The sequence below is a fragment of the Streptomyces speibonae genome (assembly GCF_984686075.1).
The window spans coordinates 2,831,720-2,849,590 of the sequence record NZ_OZ480260.1; the positions used below are offsets into that span (position 1 = coordinate 2,831,720).

Here is a 17,871-nt window from a genome sequence, read left to right on the forward strand (position 1 = left end):
GTCTGACAGTCGGGGCCGCCGGGCGGACGGGCGCGGCCGGGACGGACGGACGAGGAGAGGTCACAGGGGATGCTCAGGCTGGGCAGGCGGGAATTCGCACCGCACGAGCGGTTGATCATGGCGATCGTGAACCGGACCCCGGACTCCTTCTACGACCGGGGCGCCACGTTCCTCGACGAGCCCGCGCTGACCCGCGTGGAACAGGCGGTGGCCGAGGGCGCCGCGATCATCGACATCGGCGGGGTGAAGGCCGGGCCCGGCGAGGAGGTCACGGCCGAGGAGGAGGTGCGGCGCACCGTCGGCTTCGTCGCCGAGGTGCGGCGCCGCTTCCCGGACGTCGTGATCAGCGTGGACACCTGGCGGCACGAGGTCGGCGAGGCCGCCTGCGAGGCGGGCGCGGACGTCCTGAACGACGCCTGGGGCGGGGTCGACCCGCGGCTGGCGGAGGTCGCCGCGCGGTACGGCGCCGGTCTGGTGTGCACCCACGCGGGGGGCGCACAGCCGCGGACACGGCCGCACCGGGTGACGTACGACGACGTCATGGCCGACATCCTCGAGGTGACCGTGGGTCTCGCGGAGCGGGCGGTGGCGCTGGGGGTGCCGCGGGAGTCGGTGATGATCGACCCGGGGCACGACTTCGGGAAGAACACGCGCCACAGCCTGGAGGCGACGCGGCGGCTGGGCGAGATGGTGGACACCGGGTGGCCGGTGCTGGTCTCGCTGTCCAACAAGGATTTCGTCGGGGAGACGCTGGACCGGCCGGTGAAGGAACGCCTGGTGGGGACGCTCGCGACGACCGCGGTGTCCGCGTGGCTGGGGGCGCGGGTGTACCGGGTGCACGAGGTGGCCGAGACCCGGCAGGTGCTGGACATGGTGTCGTCCATCGCGGGTGAGCGGGTCCCGGCTGTCGCGCGGAGGGGGCTCGCCTAGAGGGCCGCGGGGGCTCCGCCCCGAGCCCCGGCGCCTTCGAGGACGCCCCTCGGCCGCCTCCTACCGGCCCGCTTCCTTCGACACCAGGGCGACCGCCTCGTCCACGTCGTCCGTGACGTGGAACAGGAGGAGGTCCTTCTCCGCCGCCTTGCCGCCGGCGATGACCGAGTTGCGGAGCCACTCGACCAGACCGCCCCAGTACTCCGTGCCGAACAGGACGATGGGGAACTGGGTGACCTTCTGCGTCTGGACGAGGGTCAGGGCCTCGAAGAGTTCGTCGAGGGTGCCGAGGCCGCCGGGCAGCACCACGAAGCCCTGGGCGTACTTCACGAACATCAGCTTGCGGACGAAGAAGTACCGGAAGTTCAGGCCGATGTCGACGTAGCGGTTCAGCCCCTGCTCGAAGGGCAGCTCGATACCCAGGCCGACCGACATGCCGTCCGCCTCGAGCGCGCCCTTGTTGGCCGCCTCCATGGCCCCCGGGCCGCCCCCGGTGATCACCGCGAAGCCGGCCTCGACCAGGCCCCGGCCCAGCCGTACCCCGGCCTCGTACTCCGGCGAGTCGGCCGGTGTGCGCGCCGAGCCGAAGACGCTGATGGCGGGCGGGAGTTCTGCCAGGGTGCCGAAGCCCTCGATGAACTCCGACTGGATCCGCAGCACCCGCCAGGGGTCGGTGTGCACCCACTCCGACGGGGCGCGCCTGTCCAACAGCCGCTGGTCGGTGGTGCTTTTCTGCACCTGATCCCGCCGGAGGAGCACCGGTCCCAGCCGCTGCTCCTCCGGTGGCTGCCGCTTGCCCTCCGGGTTTCCCGTAGCCATGTGTGCTCCCTCCGATTGCCAGGTCGTACCGCCTCAGCGTAGATCTACGCGGGTTACGTACGGGGGACGTCAGCATGTCCACGCGAGAGCGTTCCAAACGCCCCGCCGGCCGTACGGTTCACACCGTCAGCCAGGCCCGCAGCCGCTCCTCCCCCGCGAGGACCTTGGCGGTGTCCACCCGTTCGTCCCGCCGGTGCGCCAAGTGGGGGTTCCCCGGGCCGTAATTGACCGCCGGGACGCCCAGCGCCGAGAAGCGGGAGACGTCCGTCCAGCCGTACTTGGGCTGCGGAGTGCCGCCCACCGCCTCGATGAAGGCCGCGGCGGCCGGATGGGACAGGCCGGGGAGCGCCGCGCCGCTGTGGTCGTCGACGACGAACTCCGTCACCCCGCAGTCCGCGAAGACCTCGCGGACATGGGCCAGCGCCTCCTCTTCGGTGCGGTCCGGGGCGTAGCGGAAGTTCACGGTGACGACGCACTCGTCGGGGATGACGTTGCCGGCCACTCCCCCGGAGATGCCGACCGCGTTCAGCCCCTCGCGGTATTCCAGGCCGTCGATGACCGGGTACCGGGGCTCGTACGCGGCCAGGCGGGCGAGGATCGGGGCGGCCGCGTGGATCGCGTTGGAGCCCATCCAGGAGCGGGCGGAGTGGGCGCGCTCGCCGGTGGTCCTCAGCAGCACCCGCAGCGTGCCCTGGCAGCCGCCCTCGACCTGTCCGTCGGAGGGCTCGAGGAGCACCGCGAAGTCGCCCTCCAGCCACTCGGGGTGGGCGTCGGCCACATGTCCCAGGCCGTTCAGGTCGGCGCTGACCTCTTCGTTGTCGTAGAAGACGAAGGTCAGATCGCGGTTGGGGGCGGGGACGGTGGCCGCGATCCGCAGCTGGACGGCCACGCCCGCCTTCATGTCGCAGGTGCCGCAGCCCCACAGCGTGCCGTCGGCGTCGAGCCGGGAGGGGACGTTGTCCGCGATGGGGACCGTGTCGATGTGCCCGGCGAGGATCACCCGCTCCGCGCGCCCGAGCCGCGTGCGGGCCACGACGTTGTTGCCGTGCCGGTCGACCGTGAGGTGCGGCAGGGTGCGCAGCGCGGTCTCGATCGCTTCCGCGAGGGGCTTCTCGGTGCCGCTCTCGGAGGGGAGATCGACGAGCTGCGCGGTCAGCCGCGCGGCGTCCAGCGTGAGGTCAAGCGGGGTGTCGGCCATGCCGTCGACCCTAGCGCGCCGTGGAAAGCGCCCACTGTTCACACCCACCTCACATGGAACCGTACTCTCCAGTACCTTGTACGCGTGCCAGAGCCGTCCCTTCCTTCCAAGCGCACGCTTCGCGGTCGTCTTCTCCGCTGGAGCGCGGGTCTTGCGGTGCTGTCCGCGGTCGCCGGTTACATCGTGGTCCAGTACGACACCGGGGGCACCGGAGGTCCCGGCTGCAAGGTCGTCTCCGGCAAGGACGACGGGGCGGCCTACGAGTTCACGCCCGAGCAGGCGGTGAACGCGGCGACGATCACCGCCGTGGGCACGGCGCGCGAACTGCCCGAGCGGGCCGTGACGATCGCGCTGGCGACCGCGTTGCAGGAGTCCGCGCTGCGCAACATCGACTACGGCGACAAGGACTCGCTGGGGCTGTTCCAGCAGCGTCCCTCGCAGGGCTGGGGCACGCCGGAGCAGATCATGGACCCGGCGTACGCGGCGGGGAAGTTCTACGAGCACCTGGAGGAGGTGCGGGGCTACACCCGGCTGCCGCTCACCGTCGCCGCGCAGCGGGTGCAGCGCAGCGGCTTCCCGCAGGCGTACGCCAAGCACGAACCGGACGCCGCGCTGCTGGCCGCCGCGCTCACCGGGCGCTCGGGTGCCACGCTGACCTGCGAGGGGCGCCCCTCGGCGACCCGGGCCGCGAGCGCGGACACGGTACGGGCCGCGCTGGCCCGGGACTTCGGGCGGGACGTGCTGGAGCCGGCCGGTGCGGAGGTGGACCGCACGGGGGCGCACGGTGCGGGGGCGCACGGCACGGAGGCGCGCCCGGCGTCCTCGCGGAACGGAGACGGCCCGGGCGCCGCCGGTTCCGGGCGGACCGTGACGCTTCCGGTCACCGCCGGGAGCGGCGCCGGGGCCGGGCGGAACGCCGGGGCGCGGGGGTGGCAGCTGGCGCACTGGGCCGTGGCCAACGCCTCCGCCCTGCACATAAGGCGGGTCTCCTACGCCGGACGGGAGTGGGTCGCCGGGCACGCCAACAGCGAGTGGCGGATGCTCGACGGCAAGGGGTCCGCGGGCTCGGGCGACAGGGGCGCGGGGGCGGTCCGGATCACGACCGCGCAGTAGTACGGGCGCTCACCCGAGGGGGTTCATTGCGTGGCCGCGCCGCAACCTTCGCGGCGGTCGAGCGGTAGTCACTGCGTCCGGGCCCGGTGGCCGGGCACACATCGTCGTCTGCCGTCGAAGGAGCATCATGTCTCTCCCCCTGACCCGTCGGATCGCCCGTGCCGCGCTGCTCGTCGCTGCGGGAGCGGCCGCCGGGGTCGGCGCGGCCGGTACCGCGAGCGCGGCTCCCGGGCTGCCGTCGGCCTCGAACCTCGGGCTGAGTGTCCTCGACGGGGTTCCGGGCAGCACCGTGGACGATGTGGCCAAGGAGGTCGGGGAGGCCGCGCCGGACACGGACGTGGCGCCTGCGGCGGGCAAGACGGTGACGAAGGCGGTGCCGGCGGTGCAGGACCTCCCGCTCGGCTGACGCCCACCCCGCAAACGGGGCCCGGGGTACTCCCCCCGGGCCCCGTTTCCTGTGTGCGCCGGCGGTGGGGCTGGGCCGGGGGGGTGTTCCGCAACCCGGCGTTGCGGGGTGCCTCCCCCACTCTCGGCTTCTCCCCCACTCTCGGCTTCGCTCGAGCGGGAGGTGCCCCCATGAGCGGGCGGTACCCCCACCGCCCACCCGTGCCGCCCCTGGGGGTACCTCCCAGGCCCTTAAGGCTCTGGGGGAGGCACGACTGCCCGCAGTTGGGGGACCGCTGTAGGTAGTCGTTCCGCAGGGCGATGGGGGTCCCCCCGCTCGAGCGAAGCCGAGAGTGGGGGAGGGTGGGCACAGCCCACCGGCACGGGGTGCCGTTCAGCGCACGGTCACTGGACCCGGGGTCAAACGGTAAGGCGGTGAGCGGCAGCGGATACGTGGGGGTCCGTCGCGGTGAGGGCGATGCGGACGAAGTTCGCGCCGGCGGGGCCGTAGAAGTCGCCCGGGGCGACCAGGATGCCCAGCTCCGCGAGGTGCGCCACCGTGTCCCAGCAGGACTCACCCCGTGTCGCCCACAGATAGAGGCTGGCCTCGCTGTGCTCGATGCGGAACCCGTGCGCGAGCAGCGCCTCGCGCAGCACCGCACGCCGCGCCGCGTACCGCTCCCGCTGCACCCGGACGTGGTCGTCGTCGCTGAGCGCCGCCACCACGGCCGCCTGCGTCGGCGCGGACGTCATCATCCCGCCGTGCTTGCGGATCTCCAGCAGCGGCCCGAGGACCGCAGGATCGCCGGCCAGGAAGGCCGCGCGGTAACCGGCGAGGTTGGACCGCTTGGACAGCGAGTGCACCGCGACGATGCCGTCGTAGGAGCCGCCGTTGACGTCGGGGTGCAGCACCGAGACCGGGTCCGCCTCCCAGCCCAGCTCGACGTAGCACTCGTCGGAGAAGACAAGGACGCCGTGCTCGCGGGCCCAGGCGACGGTCCGGGTCAGCTCCTCCTTGGACAGCACCCGGCCCGTCGGGTTGGACGGGGAGTTCAGCCACAGCAGCTTCAGTCCGGCCGGGTCCAGCTCGGTCGGGTCGTCGTACGTGACGTGCTCCGCGCGGGCGAGGCGGGCGCCGACCTCGTACGTCGGGTAGGCCAGGCGCGGGTGGGCGACCGTGTCGCCGGGGCCCAGTCCGAGCTGGGTGGGCAGCCAGGCGACCAGCTCCTTGGAGCCGACGATCGGCAGGACGTGCCGGTGGGTGACCTCACGGGCACCCAGCCGGTGCTCCACCCAGCGGGTGATCGCGTCGCGCAGTTCCGGCGTGCCCCAGACCGTGGGATAGCCCGGTGAGTCCGCCGCGGCGATCAGGGCCTTCTGGATCGGCTCGGGGACCGGGTCGACGGGCGTGCCGACCGAGAGGTCGACGATGCCGTCGGGGTGCGCTGCGGCCGTCTTCTTGTACGGCGCCAGCTTGTCCCAGGGGAAGGTGGGCAACCGGTCGGAGACTGCGGACACGGGGCGGGGCTCACTTTCTGGTACGGCGAACGCCTCGGCCCCGTACGGCGGTCCCGGAAGGGGCCGGGCCGTACGGGACCAGGGCGGCACGTCGGTGCGGAGGCCGCTTGCGGGACGGCTACGCCTGCGGCGGCAGCGCGGCGATGATCGGGTGGTCCCGCTCGATCAGACCCAGCTTGCTGGCGCCGCCCGGCGAGCCGAGCTCGTCGAAGAACTCGACGTTCGCCTTGTAGTAGTCCTTCCACTCCTCGGGAGTGTCGTCCTCGTAGAAGATCGCCTCGACCGGGCAGACCGGCTCACAGGCACCGCAGTCGACGCATTCGTCCGGGTGGATGTACAAGGACCGCTGGCCCTCGTAGATGCAGTCGACCGGGCACTCCTCGATGCACGCCTTGTCCTTCACGTCGACACAAGGCTGCGCGATGACGTAGGTCACGCTGTCGTTCCTCCTCGATAGGGCGCTGGCGGGCCTCCTCAGGCTCCGCCGCCTGGCGCGCGGGAGCGCGGCGTCGTCGATGCCCGCCCCTAGTATCTCCGTTCCTGGGCATGATCCGAACAGGAGGGGTGAACCGACCCGTGGAAATCTCTGCCGCCGGGCGCCTCGAGGTCCGTATCACCGCTGCTGACGTGGGAAAACGGGTCTCCGTACGGTGTTTGATCGAACATGGTCCAACGGGTGAGAAGTTCACCGACGCGGTCGGCGTTCTCACATCATGGGACAACGGTGTGCTGCGAATCACAAAGAAGGACGGAGAAAGCGTCCGCGTGGCGGAGTCCGCACTGGTCGCGGGCAAGGTGGTTCCCCCCGCACCGGCGCGCCGTCGCGGCCCCGCGGCCTCGTACGAGGAGCTGGCGCGGGTCGCCGCGCGGGGGTGGCGTCCCGTGGAGAGCGAGCGGCTGGGCGCGTGGGAGCTGCGCGCGGCGGCCGGCAAGGAGGCCGGGCGGCGGGTGGGCTTCACCCGGCGGGCCAACTCCGTGCTGCCGCTCGGTGACCCGGGCATGCCGCTGGACGAGGCGCTGATGGCCGTACGCGGCTGGTACGCGGCGCGCGGGCTGCCCGCCTACGTCCAGACCGCGACCGGCGCCGAGGGGGCGCAGGAGCTGCTCTGCGCGGAGCTGGAGCGGCGGGGCTGGGTGCGGGAGGTGACCGCCGAGCTGTGGGTGGGCCCGCTGGCGCCGGTCGCCGACCTCGGCGGGGAGCCGTCCGGGGTGCGGCTGTCGCGGGAGGCCGACGAGGCGTGGCTGGCCCGGTACCAGCGCAAGGGGGTGAGCGAGGTGGCGCTGCGGGTGCTGGGGAGCGGAGCCTCGGTGTGGTTCGCCACGGTGCCAGGGGCGGAGACGCCCGCGGCCATCGGGCGGTGTGTGGTGGACGGGCGGTGGGCCGGGTTCGCGGCGGTCGAGGTGGACCCGGAGCAGCGCCGGCGGGGTCTGGCGACGGCCGTGATGGCCGCGCTGGCCCGGCGGGCGCTGGACGAGGGCGCCTCGGCGGGCTGGCTCCAGGTGGAGGGCGACAACGCGGGCGCGCGGGCGCTGTACGAGCGCCTGGGCTTCGCCCCGCACCACGCGTATCACCACTACCGCGCCCCCGCCTCACCGGAATCGTCGGCTCCGGCAGGTGACGGAGCGCCGTGAGCGGGCAAGGACCCGGTATGCGTTCCCCGTACCCGCCGCCGCACCCCCCGCCGCCCGAGCGTTCGGCGGAGCTGCGCCGGCGGTTCGCCGAGGAGGCCCGCTGCGAGCGCCCCGACCTGGCCACGCTCTGCCTGCTGGTGGGCGCGGAGGCGGACGGCACGCTGGACGAGGCCGGGATGGACGCCGCGGAGGTGGAGCTGGACCGGCTGGCCGGAGAGCTGCCCTACCGGCCGGGCTCGCCGCGCGCGTGGGCGGTGGCGCTGCGGGACCTGCTGGGCGAGCGGTACGGCTTCCACGGCGTGCCGGACGACTACCAGCGGCTGGAGTCCTCGCTGCTGCACGAGGTGCTGCGGCGGCGGCGCGGGCTGCCGATCCTGCTGTCGGTGGTGTGGATCGAGGTGGCCCGGCGGGCGGGGGCCCCGGTGTACGGGGTGGCGCTGCCGGGGCATTTCGTCGTCGGTTTCGGCGAGCCGGGCGCGGGGGCGGGGCAGGTGCTGGCCGACCCGTTCGACGGGGGGCGGGTGCTGAGCGAGGCCGACGCGCAGACGCTGGTCGCCGGGGCGACGGGGGCGCCGCTGGACGCCTCGATGCTGGCGCCCGCGGGGGTGCTGGACGTCGTCCTGCGCATCCTGAACAACGTACGGGCGTGGGCGGCGGCCCGGCCGGAGCGGTCGGACGTGTCGCTGTGGGCCGTGGAGCTGTCCCTGCTCCTCCCCGCGCACGCGGCGCGGCTGCGCTACGAGCGGGCGCAGCTCCTGGTGCAGCGCGGCGACTTCCAGGACGGCGCGCGGGAGCTGGAGGCGTACGCGGAGGTGGTGGCGGCGGTGGACGAACCGGCGGCGGAGCAGGTGCGCGGTCAGGCCCGGGCGGCCAGGGCCCTGCTGAACTGAGCGAGGGCACCCGGTGACGTCACCGGGTGCCCTCGGACGACAGGCCGCGTCAGCTGGGGTCGGTGTCGATGACGGCGACCCGGTCGGTCTTGCTGACCAGCGCCTTGCGCAGGGCGCCGTAGACGTCCTGCGGCGTGACGGCCGTCTTCTCCCCGTTGCCGCGGGCGATGAGCACGCCCTCGAACGTCTGGCCGTAGAGCCCCTTCAGGGCGTTCAGGTCGGGCTTCTCGACGAGCTTGTCGTTGACGGGCACCACCCGGAGGAACTTCCAGAGCGACTTCTCGGGGCTCATCGGGATCGAGTGCGCCGGATCGGTCTGCACGGTGACGATGCCCGACATCGCCGGCTCGGCGAACTCCTTCATCATCCGGTCGACCTCGGCCTTGGAGACCTTGGGCTGCTGGACGGTGGTCGGGACCTTCACCGGGGAGGAGTTCCCGGTCTCCACCGCGGTGCGGTACGCCTGCGTCACCACGTCGGAGGCCTTGGCCACGTCGATGCCCTGGCCCGCCTCGGGATACACCGGGACGGCCTTGCCGGACTCGAACGTGATCCCGCCCTCGGTCACCGAGCCGGCGCCGCCGGCCGCGTTCTCCAGGGCGGCCTGCAGCTTCTCCTCGTCGACGGGCATGTTCGGTTCGACGACGCGCTGCTGGCCGAAGAGGGAGCCGATCACGTTGACCGGGTTGTAGTCGCTGGTGGCGGCCGCGCCGACGGTGGCGTCGGCGTCGAACTGCAGGCCCGCGTTGTCCGGCTGCAGCTCGACGGTCTTGCCGTCGACCGACAGGGTCAGCGGCTTGTTCAGCCGGTCGCCGAGGGCGGCGTTCAGCTTCTTCACCGCGTCGTCGCGGGTGCCGCCGCCGATGTCGACGCCGAGCACAGTGGTGCCCTTGGGCACGTCGGAGCGGTTCATCAGCAGGCCGGCGCCGTAGGCGACACCGACGAGGAAGAGCACACCGCCGCCGAGCAGGACGAGCTTGTTGCGCCCCTTCTTCTTCGGCGCCCTGGAGGAGCTCGCCGGGGCCGGGGAGGCCGGCTCGGGCCGCTTCGGAGGCGTCTGCGGGCCGGAGCCGCCGTCCGTTCCGGGACGGTCCGGCGCGTCGAAGGCCGCGCTCGGCGGGACGACGGGGATGCCGCTGGTGACGGTGTGCCCGGAGACGTTGTCGTGGCGGGGTCCGTAGCCCGGGGTGCCCGGCTCGGCGGGCTGCTGGGGCGTGAGGATCGCCGTGTCGTCGCTGAGACCGCCGCCCGGGGTGTCCGGGCGGCCCTGCTGAGCGCCGCCGGGGCGGCCGGGGCCGCCGGGAGCGCCCGGAGCGCCCGGAGCGCCGCCGGGCGGCATCGTCGGGGCGTCGCCGGTCACCGGGCCGCCGGTGGGGCCGGCGGGGCGCTGCGGGCCGCCGTATCCGGGCGGGAGGTCCTGCCTCCGCCCTCCTCCCGGGCCACCGCCGGGACCGTGCTGTGCAGGCGCCGCGCCGGGTCCGTCCCCGGTGAAGAACGGCAGGTCGTCGCGGCGGGGCTCGCCGGTGGGGTGCCCGCCCGGACGGGTGCCGCTGCCCGCCGGTCCGCCGGCCAGGGCCTCGGTCACGTCGAAGGAGCCGGTACCGCCGCCGTGCCCGGGGGCCACGGGCCCGCCGGTCGCGCCGGTCGTGCCGGTGGGTCCGGGACGCGTCGCCCCGCCGGGGCGGGCGGCGCCCAGCGCGCCCATGGAGCCGACCACGCCGCCGGGGCGTCCGGCGCCCGGCCGTGCGCCGCCGGGCGCACCCGGGCCCGCCGGAGCGCCGCCGCCCGTCGCGGGTGCGCCCGGCGCGCCGCCGCCCGTCGCGGGACCCGAACCGCCGGGCCCACCTGCGCCGTTGGCGGAGCCGCCGCCCGTACTGCCCTTGCCCGTCGCCGGTTTGCGGGGCGCGAACCAGTCACTGGCCGGCTTCTCCTCGGCCGCCGGGGCGGCAGGGGCCTGAGCCGGCGGAGCGGGCCGACCGGGAGGCTCGACCGCGGCGGGGGACGGAGCCGGCGCCGGGGACGGAGCCGCCGCCTCGGCGTCGGTGCGCTCCTTGCTCTCCGCGTCCTTGACGGGCTGGCGCACGACGACCGGCGGAATGGGCCGCGATCCGGGGATGTTGATCCGGATACGGGTCGTCAGCGTGGTCTCGGTCTTGCGTTCCTCCGGCCGCGCGGCCGAACGGCCCGCGTCCGTACCCGCGTCCGGAATCGCCGGAATCCCGTAGGGCGGGGTGCCCGACGGATAGGCGGCTCCGCCGTGCCCGTTGGGCCCGGAGGACGGAGTGTCAGTTTCACGACTCAAGGCAGGTTCTCCCGGTTGGCTCCGCCGCCCGTCACGACCTCACGGTGGGGGTCCCCCCTGCTCGGGCGAAGCCGAGGGTTCGAGGGAGGCTCGGCGGCGCGCACCACCTTACTGGCCGCATCCGGCCCGTATCCCAGTACCGGCGGGGAAACCCACACGGGACCCGCACGCCCGGGACACGGCGAAGTGGTACGTCACTTGCCAAGTCGGGCGGAGGCGCCTCGCGGTTGCCTCCCGCCGCCGAGGGTGGCACAGATCACAGCGACGCCGATGCCGCCGAGCAGGAACAGATAGGTGCCGGCGACCGCGGCGAACAGGAAGTCGCCCTCGGGGCGGCTGGTGGTGAGCAGGATGACGACGAGCATCCAGCCCGCCGCGACCGCCCCGCCGCCGGCCCGGCTGCGCATCACCCGCGAGGCCCCCAGCACGAGTCCGGCCTCGCCGGCGAGGGCCAGCAGCAGCCCGCCCGGGAACCAGGCGGGCTGGATGAGCGCCCCCGCCACGCCGACGACGCCACCGAGCACGAAGAGCAGCAGGTAGGCGCCGGCCCGCGCGGCGGAGGGCGGCCGAAGCGGCTGCGCCATCATGGGCGTGCGGTCCCCGCTCACGGCATCTCCCCCGCACCGTTGCCGATTCCGGCGAACAGGTCGCTTTCCCGGCTTCCGGGACGTTCACCGCGCACCAACTCGTAGTACTCGGTGGTGAACAGCGGCTGGACGAGCTCGTTGGACAGCGCGAAGTAGGGTTCGGCGACGGTGATCTGCGTGGCGTGCGCGCGCATGGCGTCGGCCTTGGCGGCGGCGTACGCGGTGCCGTCGATCGCGGTGGTGATGTGTCCGTCGTCCACCACACCCGGTACGTCGTCCACGGCGGCGCTCTTGTCGAAGGGCAGTGTGGCCAGGTCGTCGTCCAGCCGGGCGAAGGCCTCCTCGGCGACGGACCGGGGCACGCGGTTCCAGTACACCTTGGGCACGTCCCAGCCCGCCTCGGCGGCGAGCCCGACGGCGCGCATGGCGACGCGGTGGGTCTGGATGTGGTCGGGGTGCCCGTACCCGCCGTTGTCGTCGTACGTGACGAGAACCTGCGGCCGCACCTCCAGGATCACCTCGGCGAGCAGCCCGGCGGCCTGACCGACGTCCGCCTGCCAGAAGCAGCCGGGGTCGTCGTTGTCGGGCAGCCCCATCATCCCGGAGTCGCAGTACCGCCCGGCCCCGCCGAGCAGCCGGAAGTCGGTCACGCCGAGCGCGCGCATCGCCTCCCTGAGCTCTCCGAGCCGGTGCCCCCCGAGCGCGGCCCCGCTCAGGTGCCGCAGCTCCGGCGGGATCACCTCCCCCCGCTCACCGAGCGTGCAGGTGACCAGCGTCACACGAGCGCCCTCGGCGACGTACCGCGCCATGGTCGCGCCGTTGTTGATCGACTCGTCGTCCGGATGCGCATGCACCAGCATCAGACGCCGTGGGGGCAGTTCCGTCATGGGGTCCACCCTATGAGGCGCGGGTGGTCACTCCTCGCGCCCCGGCCTTTCATGTCATCCCTCATCGTCCTGATAGCGCGGGAGTCCGCTGGTGGAGATGGTCCACTCGCCGATGGTGACGTCCTCGCCGTAGACGAAGTCCTTGCGGGTGGCATACCGGGGGCCGTCCGGCGTGGGGTGGATGTCGGTGAGGACCGCGCCGGTGCCGGTACGGGGGTCGAAGATCGCGTAGACAGGGATGCCGAGCAGCGGATAGTCACGCATCTTGCCCACCCAGTCGTTCCGCGGATTGGAACGGGAGACGACCTCGATCGCCGCGATGAGCGTACGGGCGTCGAAGGGACCGTCGATGTCCATGTCCTCCTCGGCGATCACCATGACGTCAGGACGGCGCATGACGCCCTCGGGCTCGTCCTCCACATCGGGCTCGCCCGTATGGGCCACGAGCTCTTCCGGCATCACCTTCTCCAGGCGCTTCCGGAGCCGCAGTGTGGTCAGCTCATGCCGACCGCTGGGCGACATCATGTCGTGGACGATCCCTTCCTTGGTGATCTCGAATTTGCCCGGCAACGTGTCGTCCGTGGACTGAACGAAGTCGCGCATGGCCCGGTACATGTGGGAGGCGCTCTGGTGCGCGCCGTCGGGTGCGATGGTCATGGCGCTCGCTCCTCGTCGCTTGTGCCCAGGGGCAAGGATCGTCACGTTCATGCTAGGCGGCCTCCTGGAGGTCGGTGCGGCAGTCGCGGCAGCGGCCCGGGTGCGGTGCGCGGAACCCGCGATCGCAGCCGTCGCAGTTCTGCATCGGGTGCCGCGCGGGTGACGGCGGAACGGCGGCCGGCGCACGGAGCGGGACCGGGGGCGGCAACTGAACGGTGAGGCGATGGGCCAGGAAGGCGGCGGGGCGGCGCACGCCCTCGGGTGGCAGGTCCGCGGTCAAGGCACGGCGTACGGCGTCGGGGGCGACGTCCCTCTCCAGCCAGGCGGCGACACCCGGGGCCAGGTGGGCCGTGTCGGCGGCGGACAGAAGCATCTGCGGGTGATGCCGGTGCAGGCTCGCGAGGAGGTCGGCGGCGGCCCGGAAGAGGGCGGGGACGTTGCACTCGGGGCGCGGTACGGCGGGGAGCGCTCTGCGCTCGCGTGCACTTGCCTGCGGGCGCGGTTGCGGCTGCGGTTGCGGTTCCGCCGCCGGGGGCTCGGGGTGGGGGCGCCGGAGCGTCGCCGGCTGATTGCAGGAGACCGTGCGGCTCACGATGCGGCCGGTGGACGTGCGGTGGCGTTCGCGGCGCAGGTAACCGTGGCATTCCAGCTCGCGCAGAGCGGCGGCGATACGGGTGGCTCCCTCGGGGAACCTCGCGGCGAGGCTCTTGATGTCGGCCGGGGCGCCTTTGGGCAGCGACTGGAGGTGCACTCCGAGCCCGATGGCGAGAAGCGAGAGCTCCCGGTGCTGAGCGAGGTGATTGCCGATCACCGTGAAGCGGGTGGTGTGGCGGGTGTTGTCGTGGTGCAGCCCACTGCCGGTGCGGTGGGACCGGTCCGGGTGGCTGTTGCCCGTAAGGCGGGCTTTGGCGTGCAGGCGCACGCTAGGGTTCTGGGTACCCATCGGGAAGGGCCTTCTTCCTCGGTGGTCAGGCCCTCGCACTGGGATTGCCGTCCCGGCGGGGGCCGTCTCATGTCAGCGGTTGTGGGGGTGCGTTCCTTGCGCTGAGCGTCGGGCCTCGGCGACCCGAAAATCCAGCCGGACCGGCGATGTTCACCCGCCCGAGTGAGTACGGCCACGGGCGGGAGGGTCGGGTTTGGTGGGGGTGCTTTTCCCGGAGTTCTTTGTCTTTCAGCGGCCGGCGGCACCGGAGCACGAAGACGCGGGTTCCGGTGCCGAGAAGGCCAGTTCGGCCCAGACCGTCTTGCGCGGGAACCATCCCTCGGTCACGCCCCAGCGGTCGGCCAGCGCCTCCACGAGTTGCAGTCCTCGCCCCGATTCCGCGTCCGGCTCCGGCACGTGCGGCTCGGGCATCCGCTCCCCGCGGGTGTCGGTGACTTCGATGCGGAGCGTGCCCCCGATCACGTAGAGCGTGAGCCGGAAGCTGCGTCCGGGGAGACGGCCGTGGGTGGCCGCGTTGGCCGCCAGTTCCGCGATGACATGGCTCGCCCGCTCGTGCGGAAGCCCCCAACTGCGGAGCGTGTCCACCGCGAGCAGGCGGGCCAGGCGAGCGCCTCGCGGGGTGGACGACAGCAGCGTGCTGAAGTTCTGGACGATTTCGGCGGCCTGAGTTTGCTGATTCACATCACTGAGCGTGGCCGACTGGACATACTGATTTGAGTAGTTGAGCTGTTACGTAGAGCTACGGTCCAGGGTTCGACGAGCCCTGTCCAAGCTGTCGAAGTAGCTCCTGCGAACAGGTCGGAGCAGTACGTCGCGGCATCACGGAGGGGCACACATGTCGGTGAACGGTGAGGCGGTGCGGGTCGGTACCGAGACGGACGAGCCGGGGTGGGAAGTCGACCCGGACGACGACTGGGCACTCGCCGTAGTCGCCACGGTGGGACGGCAGTTGAGGCTCCGCAGGGAAGCGGCGGGGATGCGGGTCAACGACTTCGCGACGGCGGCCGGATACGGAGCGGATCTCGTGTACAAGATCGAGACGGGGAAGCGGATCCCGAGGCCCGAGTACTTGGACACGGCGGACGAGGTGTTGGACGCCGACGGACTCATCGCTGCGATGAAGGAGGACGTCAAGAAGGTCCGGTATCCGAAGAAGGTTCGGGATCTCGCACAGTTGGAAGGGCGAGCTGTCGAGATCGGCCTCTACGTCTGCCACAGCATCAGCGGGCTTCTCCAGACGGCCGATCACGCACGGGCGGCGTTCGAGTCACGGCAACCCGCCTACAGCCAGGACGAGATCGAGCGAATGGTGGCTGCTCGCATGGATCGACAAAGCATCTTCCAGAAGGACCCGGCACCTACGCTCAGTTTCGTCCTGGAAGAGGCCCCACTACGGCGTCCGCTCGGAGGCACAATGGTGTGGCGCGCACAACTGGAGCGTCTGCTTGAAGTGGGCAGGCTGCGCTGTGTGACGCTTCAAGTGATGCCGACGCACTGCGAATCTCACCCGGGGCTTGATGGGAAGATCGAGTTGCTGAAGTTCGAGGACGGTTCCGCGGTGGCACGCTGCGAGGGGGCGTTCAACGGCCGCCCGATCTCGGACGTTCGGCAGCTCCGCATCGCCGAACTACGCTATGGCAGCATCCGCGCGCAGGCTCTCCCACCTCGGGAGTCGCTGGCCTTCATCGAGGAACTGCTGGGGGAAACATGATCCGCAAGGTCTCCAACCACCACACCTCCGGCCTCGCGTGGTTCAAGAGCAGCTACAGCGACGGCAACGAAGGTGACTCCTGCGTCGAGGTAGCGGGCGCCTGGTTCAAGAGCAGCTACAGCAGCGGAGCCGAGACCGACTCCTGTGTCGAGGTCACCACCCGGCCCGGCACCGTCCACGTCCGCGACTCCAAAAACGTCGACGGCCCCCGCCTCGCCTTCGCCCCCGCGGCGTGGGCAAACTTCATCCCGTACACGGCCCGGGGCTGACACGGCGGGCTTCTCGGCATCGCATCTGCACCCTTCCCTTCCGGGAACCGGACGCGCCCATGTCCTCACGCAATGACCGTGAGTCCCCGACCACCGGAGTAGGTACATATGACGAGACTCAAGCGAGCGGCCAAAAGCCTGCGTTCCGCGTAATTCAGCGGCATAGAGTCACGAACCTGTGGTCTGAGCTGCGCAGACATGGGTGAGGGCGCCTGAGAGGCGTTTCTCTAGGCGCTGGTGTTCGTGCTGGTCAGCGGGGTGTGGGTTCGAGGGCGATGATCTGCTTCGGTGTGGGGATGGCGAGCGTGGCCAGGAGATCGATCTGGGGCTTGGTGAGGGTGGTGACCTGCTGGAACAGGCCGGTGGGGCCGGTGAACGTGCCGAGGTGGAGCCGGTCGAGTTCGCGGCGGACGGTCGGCCAGGTCGCGCCGGTGGTGGTCTCGGTGATGCGGATCAGCAACAGGGCGAGCCAGCAGAGGATGACATGCGCGCGTATGCGTTCCTCGAGCCGGTGATAGACGGGCGGCAGGTCGATGATCTGCTTCATGTCCCGCCAGCCCCGCTCGACTTCGAGGAGCTGCTTGTAGCCGAGGGCGATGTCCTCGGCGGACAGGTGCGGGTCGGAGCATCGCAGCAGGTACTTGCCGTCGAGGTTCTCCTCGGCCTTGATCTTCGCGGTGTCGATGCGGAGCTTGCCGGCCGGGGTCGTGCGGAGATAGCGGTTGAGGCCGGGCTTGTCGGCGATCCTCCCGCGGAGTTCGCCGCGCTTGAACTCGCTGAGCTTGTCGGTGCCGTCGATGAGGGTGGTGAGCTGGGCGACGAGCTGTTCGCGTATGTGCTGGTCACGGGTGGCGGCTTCGGGGTTGTGGCAGATCACGAACCGTTCGGTGTCGGAGATCCGCACCTCCTTGACCCGCATGTTCTGGGCGATCTCGCCGTAGCGGCCCTGCCGGGACAGGGCGGCCTTCACCTCCGGGCTGCCTGAGCGGAGTTTCTCGCCGACGATGTAGGCGTTGTCGCCCTGGCGGAGGTAGCGGCGGTTGCGTTCGCTGGAGAATCCCCGGTCGGTGACCCACACGATCTTGCTGAGGGTCCAGTCGCGCATGTCGTCCTTGACCTGCCGGATCAGCTTCTGGTCACCGGTGTTGCCGGGCCAGGACCAGACGCGGACCGGGATGGCCGTCCCTGGTGACGGCCATCCCGATCACGATCTGCGGCAGGTCGTCGCGGGAGTCCTTCGATTTGCCGAAGGTCCTGAACCCGCCCTGGTCCGGGGCGTCACCGCTGTCGTCGGCGTCGGCGGGAGTGTCGTCTGCGGCGGGCAGGAGGCGGCCCTTGTCGTCGCGGGCGACGGGCGCGTCGGCCTCCTCCAGTTCGAAGTAGGTGCTGGTGGTGTCGAAGAACAGCAGGTCGACCTCGAGGTTGAGAAGGTTCGCGACCTCGTCGAACACCCGTTTCTCCAGGTCGTCCTGGACTTCGTGGAGCCAGTCCATCGCCCGGTAGCAGGCGTCGTCGTCGATGGCCGGCAGGCCCTCGACATGCACGTCGTGCGTGACCCAGTCCGCGGCGGCCAGCTTCGACGACGGAGCCAGGGCCCGGTTCGCAACCAGGGAGAACAGCACCCGCTCGGTCACCGACATGTCCCGGCGCCGGCCCCGCTTGGGCTGCCCGACCTGCCCGACGATCCTGTCGATCTTCAGCCGGCGCCACAGATGATCGAGGACGTAGGTGCCGCCGAACGGGACCGAGGAGACGAACTCCAGGTCACCCGCCGCGGTCGACGCCAGTGCCTCGCCCGGTTCCAGCAGCCGCGATAGAGACGCGACCAGGCGCTTCACCGCGTCCCGGTCGAGGTCGTCCTCACGGCCGAACGTGAACAGCACCTTCGGGACCGCCCGGCCCTTCACCGGATCACACTCGTTGTGATCCAGGTGCAGGTACCGGACCGTGCCGGACTTGTTCTCCCGCTTCGTCGTCTTCACATACACGACTCCAGACCATACGGAGCAAGACCAGTTCAGCGCAGGCGAA

Annotated in this window: 17 protein-coding genes and 1 pseudogene; 7 read left to right on the forward strand and 11 right to left on the reverse strand. The window is 71.8% G+C overall.

Annotation, left to right across the window (positions count from 1 at the left end):
• The first annotated feature begins 69 nt into the window (after positions 1-69).
• Positions 70-930, forward strand: coding sequence for a dihydropteroate synthase (gene folP / locus AC5L3C_RS12510; protein WP_493649061.1), 861 nt, complete (start codon positions 70-72; stop codon positions 928-930).
• A 60-nt stretch (positions 931-990) separates the two neighbouring features.
• On the opposite strand, the gene AC5L3C_RS12515 is transcribed toward folP, so the two are convergent.
• Complete coding sequence (locus AC5L3C_RS12515; protein ID WP_125504379.1) at positions 991-1,749, reverse strand: LOG family protein; 759 nt, start codon at positions 1,747-1,749, stop codon at positions 991-993.
• Between the two features lie 118 nt (positions 1,750-1,867).
• Complete coding sequence (gene dapE, locus AC5L3C_RS12520; protein WP_493649062.1) at positions 1,868-2,947, reverse strand: succinyl-diaminopimelate desuccinylase; 1,080 nt, start codon at positions 2,945-2,947, stop codon at positions 1,868-1,870.
• Between the two features lie 84 nt (positions 2,948-3,031).
• Between dapE and AC5L3C_RS12525 the strand changes: the two genes are divergently transcribed.
• Both AC5L3C_RS12525 and AC5L3C_RS12530 read left to right on the forward strand, forming a co-directional pair.
• Positions 3,032-4,060, forward strand: a complete 1,029-nt coding sequence (locus AC5L3C_RS12525; RefSeq protein ID WP_493649063.1) for a VldE C-terminal domain-containing protein — start codon at positions 3,032-3,034, stop codon at positions 4,058-4,060.
• Positions 4,061-4,187: 127 nt separating this feature from the next.
• Positions 4,188-4,466, forward strand: coding sequence for an ATP-binding protein (locus AC5L3C_RS12530; RefSeq protein WP_493649064.1), 279 nt, complete (start codon positions 4,188-4,190; stop codon positions 4,464-4,466).
• Between the two features lie 398 nt (positions 4,467-4,864).
• On the opposite strand, the gene AC5L3C_RS12535 is transcribed toward AC5L3C_RS12530, so the two are convergent.
• Positions 4,865-5,962: a bifunctional succinyldiaminopimelate transaminase/glutamate-prephenate aminotransferase gene (locus AC5L3C_RS12535; protein ID WP_493649065.1), complete on the reverse strand. Its 1,098-nt coding sequence runs from the start codon at positions 5,960-5,962 to the stop codon at positions 4,865-4,867.
• Between the two features lie 118 nt (positions 5,963-6,080).
• Entirely contained in the window at positions 6,081-6,398 is a 318-nt protein-coding gene (gene fdxA / locus AC5L3C_RS12540) for a ferredoxin (RefSeq protein WP_073947263.1), read from the reverse strand.
• A gap of 140 nt (positions 6,399-6,538) precedes the next feature.
• Here fdxA and AC5L3C_RS12545 point away from each other — a divergent pair, with 140 nt between their 5' ends.
• Together AC5L3C_RS12545 and AC5L3C_RS12550 are read left to right on the forward strand one after the other, a co-directional pair.
• Positions 6,539-7,594 (forward strand): GNAT family N-acetyltransferase, encoded by a 1,056-nt coding sequence (locus AC5L3C_RS12545; RefSeq protein ID WP_493653846.1) that lies wholly within the window; start codon positions 6,539-6,541, stop codon positions 7,592-7,594.
• Positions 7,595-7,611: 17 nt separating this feature from the next.
• Entirely contained in the window at positions 7,612-8,484 is an 873-nt protein-coding gene (locus AC5L3C_RS12550; RefSeq protein WP_125504383.1) for a transglutaminase family protein, read from the forward strand.
• Between the two features lie 49 nt (positions 8,485-8,533).
• Here the strand turns inward: AC5L3C_RS12550 and AC5L3C_RS12555 are convergent, their stop codons facing one another.
• The 6 genes from AC5L3C_RS12555 to AC5L3C_RS12580 form a co-directional block, all read right to left on the reverse strand.
• Positions 8,534-10,786 (reverse strand): hypothetical protein, encoded by a 2,253-nt coding sequence (locus AC5L3C_RS12555; protein WP_493649066.1) that lies wholly within the window; start codon positions 10,784-10,786, stop codon positions 8,534-8,536.
• A gap of 194 nt (positions 10,787-10,980) precedes the next feature.
• Entirely contained in the window at positions 10,981-11,373 is a 393-nt protein-coding gene (locus AC5L3C_RS12560; RefSeq protein ID WP_125510067.1) for a DUF6113 family protein, read from the reverse strand.
• A gap of 17 nt (positions 11,374-11,390) precedes the next feature.
• Complete coding sequence (mshB, locus tag AC5L3C_RS12565) at positions 11,391-12,260, reverse strand: N-acetyl-1-D-myo-inositol-2-amino-2-deoxy-alpha-D-glucopyranoside deacetylase (RefSeq protein ID WP_493649067.1); 870 nt, start codon at positions 12,258-12,260, stop codon at positions 11,391-11,393.
• A gap of 54 nt (positions 12,261-12,314) precedes the next feature.
• On the reverse strand, positions 12,315-12,917 hold the full coding sequence (locus tag AC5L3C_RS12570) for a Uma2 family endonuclease (protein ID WP_125504386.1): 603 nt from the start codon (positions 12,915-12,917) through the stop codon (positions 12,315-12,317).
• A 52-nt stretch (positions 12,918-12,969) separates the two neighbouring features.
• On the reverse strand, positions 12,970-13,860 hold the full coding sequence (locus tag AC5L3C_RS12575; protein ID WP_493649068.1) for a helix-turn-helix domain-containing protein: 891 nt from the start codon (positions 13,858-13,860) through the stop codon (positions 12,970-12,972).
• Positions 13,861-14,088: 228 nt separating this feature from the next.
• Positions 14,089-14,541, reverse strand: coding sequence for an ATP-binding protein (locus AC5L3C_RS12580; RefSeq protein ID WP_493649069.1), 453 nt, complete (start codon positions 14,539-14,541; stop codon positions 14,089-14,091).
• A 154-nt stretch (positions 14,542-14,695) separates the two neighbouring features.
• Here AC5L3C_RS12580 and AC5L3C_RS12585 point away from each other — a divergent pair, with 154 nt between their 5' ends.
• Entirely contained in the window at positions 14,696-15,571 is an 876-nt protein-coding gene (locus tag AC5L3C_RS12585) for a helix-turn-helix domain-containing protein (RefSeq protein ID WP_493649070.1), read from the forward strand.
• Complete coding sequence (locus AC5L3C_RS12590; RefSeq protein WP_125504389.1) at positions 15,568-15,840, forward strand: DUF397 domain-containing protein; 273 nt, start codon at positions 15,568-15,570, stop codon at positions 15,838-15,840. The genes AC5L3C_RS12585 and AC5L3C_RS12590 overlap by 4 nt, the downstream gene beginning before the upstream one ends.
• A 250-nt stretch (positions 15,841-16,090) precedes the next feature.
• Here AC5L3C_RS12590 and AC5L3C_RS12595 read toward each other — a convergent pair.
• A pseudogene (locus AC5L3C_RS12595) lies at positions 16,091-17,828 on the reverse strand (IS1634 family transposase).
• Positions 17,829-17,871: the final 43 nt, after the last annotated feature.

Bases quoted from the DNA above. Each gene is read 5' to 3' on its own strand.
- AC5L3C_RS12530 (WP_493649064.1), top strand. From the start codon at position 4,188: ATGTCTCTCCCCCTGACCCGTCGGATCGCCCGTGCCGCGCTGCTCGTC.
- folP (WP_493649061.1), top strand. From the start codon at position 70: ATGCTCAGGCTGGGCAGGCGGGAATTCGCACCGCACGAGCGGTTGATC.
- AC5L3C_RS12590 (WP_125504389.1), top strand. From the start codon at position 15,568: ATGATCCGCAAGGTCTCCAACCACCACACCTCCGGCCTCGCGTGGTTC.
- AC5L3C_RS12560 (WP_125510067.1), bottom strand. From the start codon at position 11,373: ATGATGGCGCAGCCGCTTCGGCCGCCCTCCGCCGCGCGGGCCGGCGCC.
- AC5L3C_RS12550 (WP_125504383.1), top strand. From the start codon at position 7,612: ATGCGTTCCCCGTACCCGCCGCCGCACCCCCCGCCGCCCGAGCGTTCG.
- AC5L3C_RS12570 (WP_125504386.1), bottom strand. From the start codon at position 12,917: ATGACCATCGCACCCGACGGCGCGCACCAGAGCGCCTCCCACATGTAC.
- AC5L3C_RS12575 (WP_493649068.1), bottom strand. From the start codon at position 13,860: ATGGGTACCCAGAACCCTAGCGTGCGCCTGCACGCCAAAGCCCGCCTT.
- dapE (WP_493649062.1), bottom strand. From the start codon at position 2,947: ATGGCCGACACCCCGCTTGACCTCACGCTGGACGCCGCGCGGCTGACC.
- AC5L3C_RS12585 (WP_493649070.1), top strand. From the start codon at position 14,696: ATGTCGGTGAACGGTGAGGCGGTGCGGGTCGGTACCGAGACGGACGAG.
- AC5L3C_RS12515 (WP_125504379.1), bottom strand. From the start codon at position 1,749: ATGGCTACGGGAAACCCGGAGGGCAAGCGGCAGCCACCGGAGGAGCAG.
- mshB (WP_493649067.1), bottom strand. From the start codon at position 12,260: ATGACGGAACTGCCCCCACGGCGTCTGATGCTGGTGCATGCGCATCCG.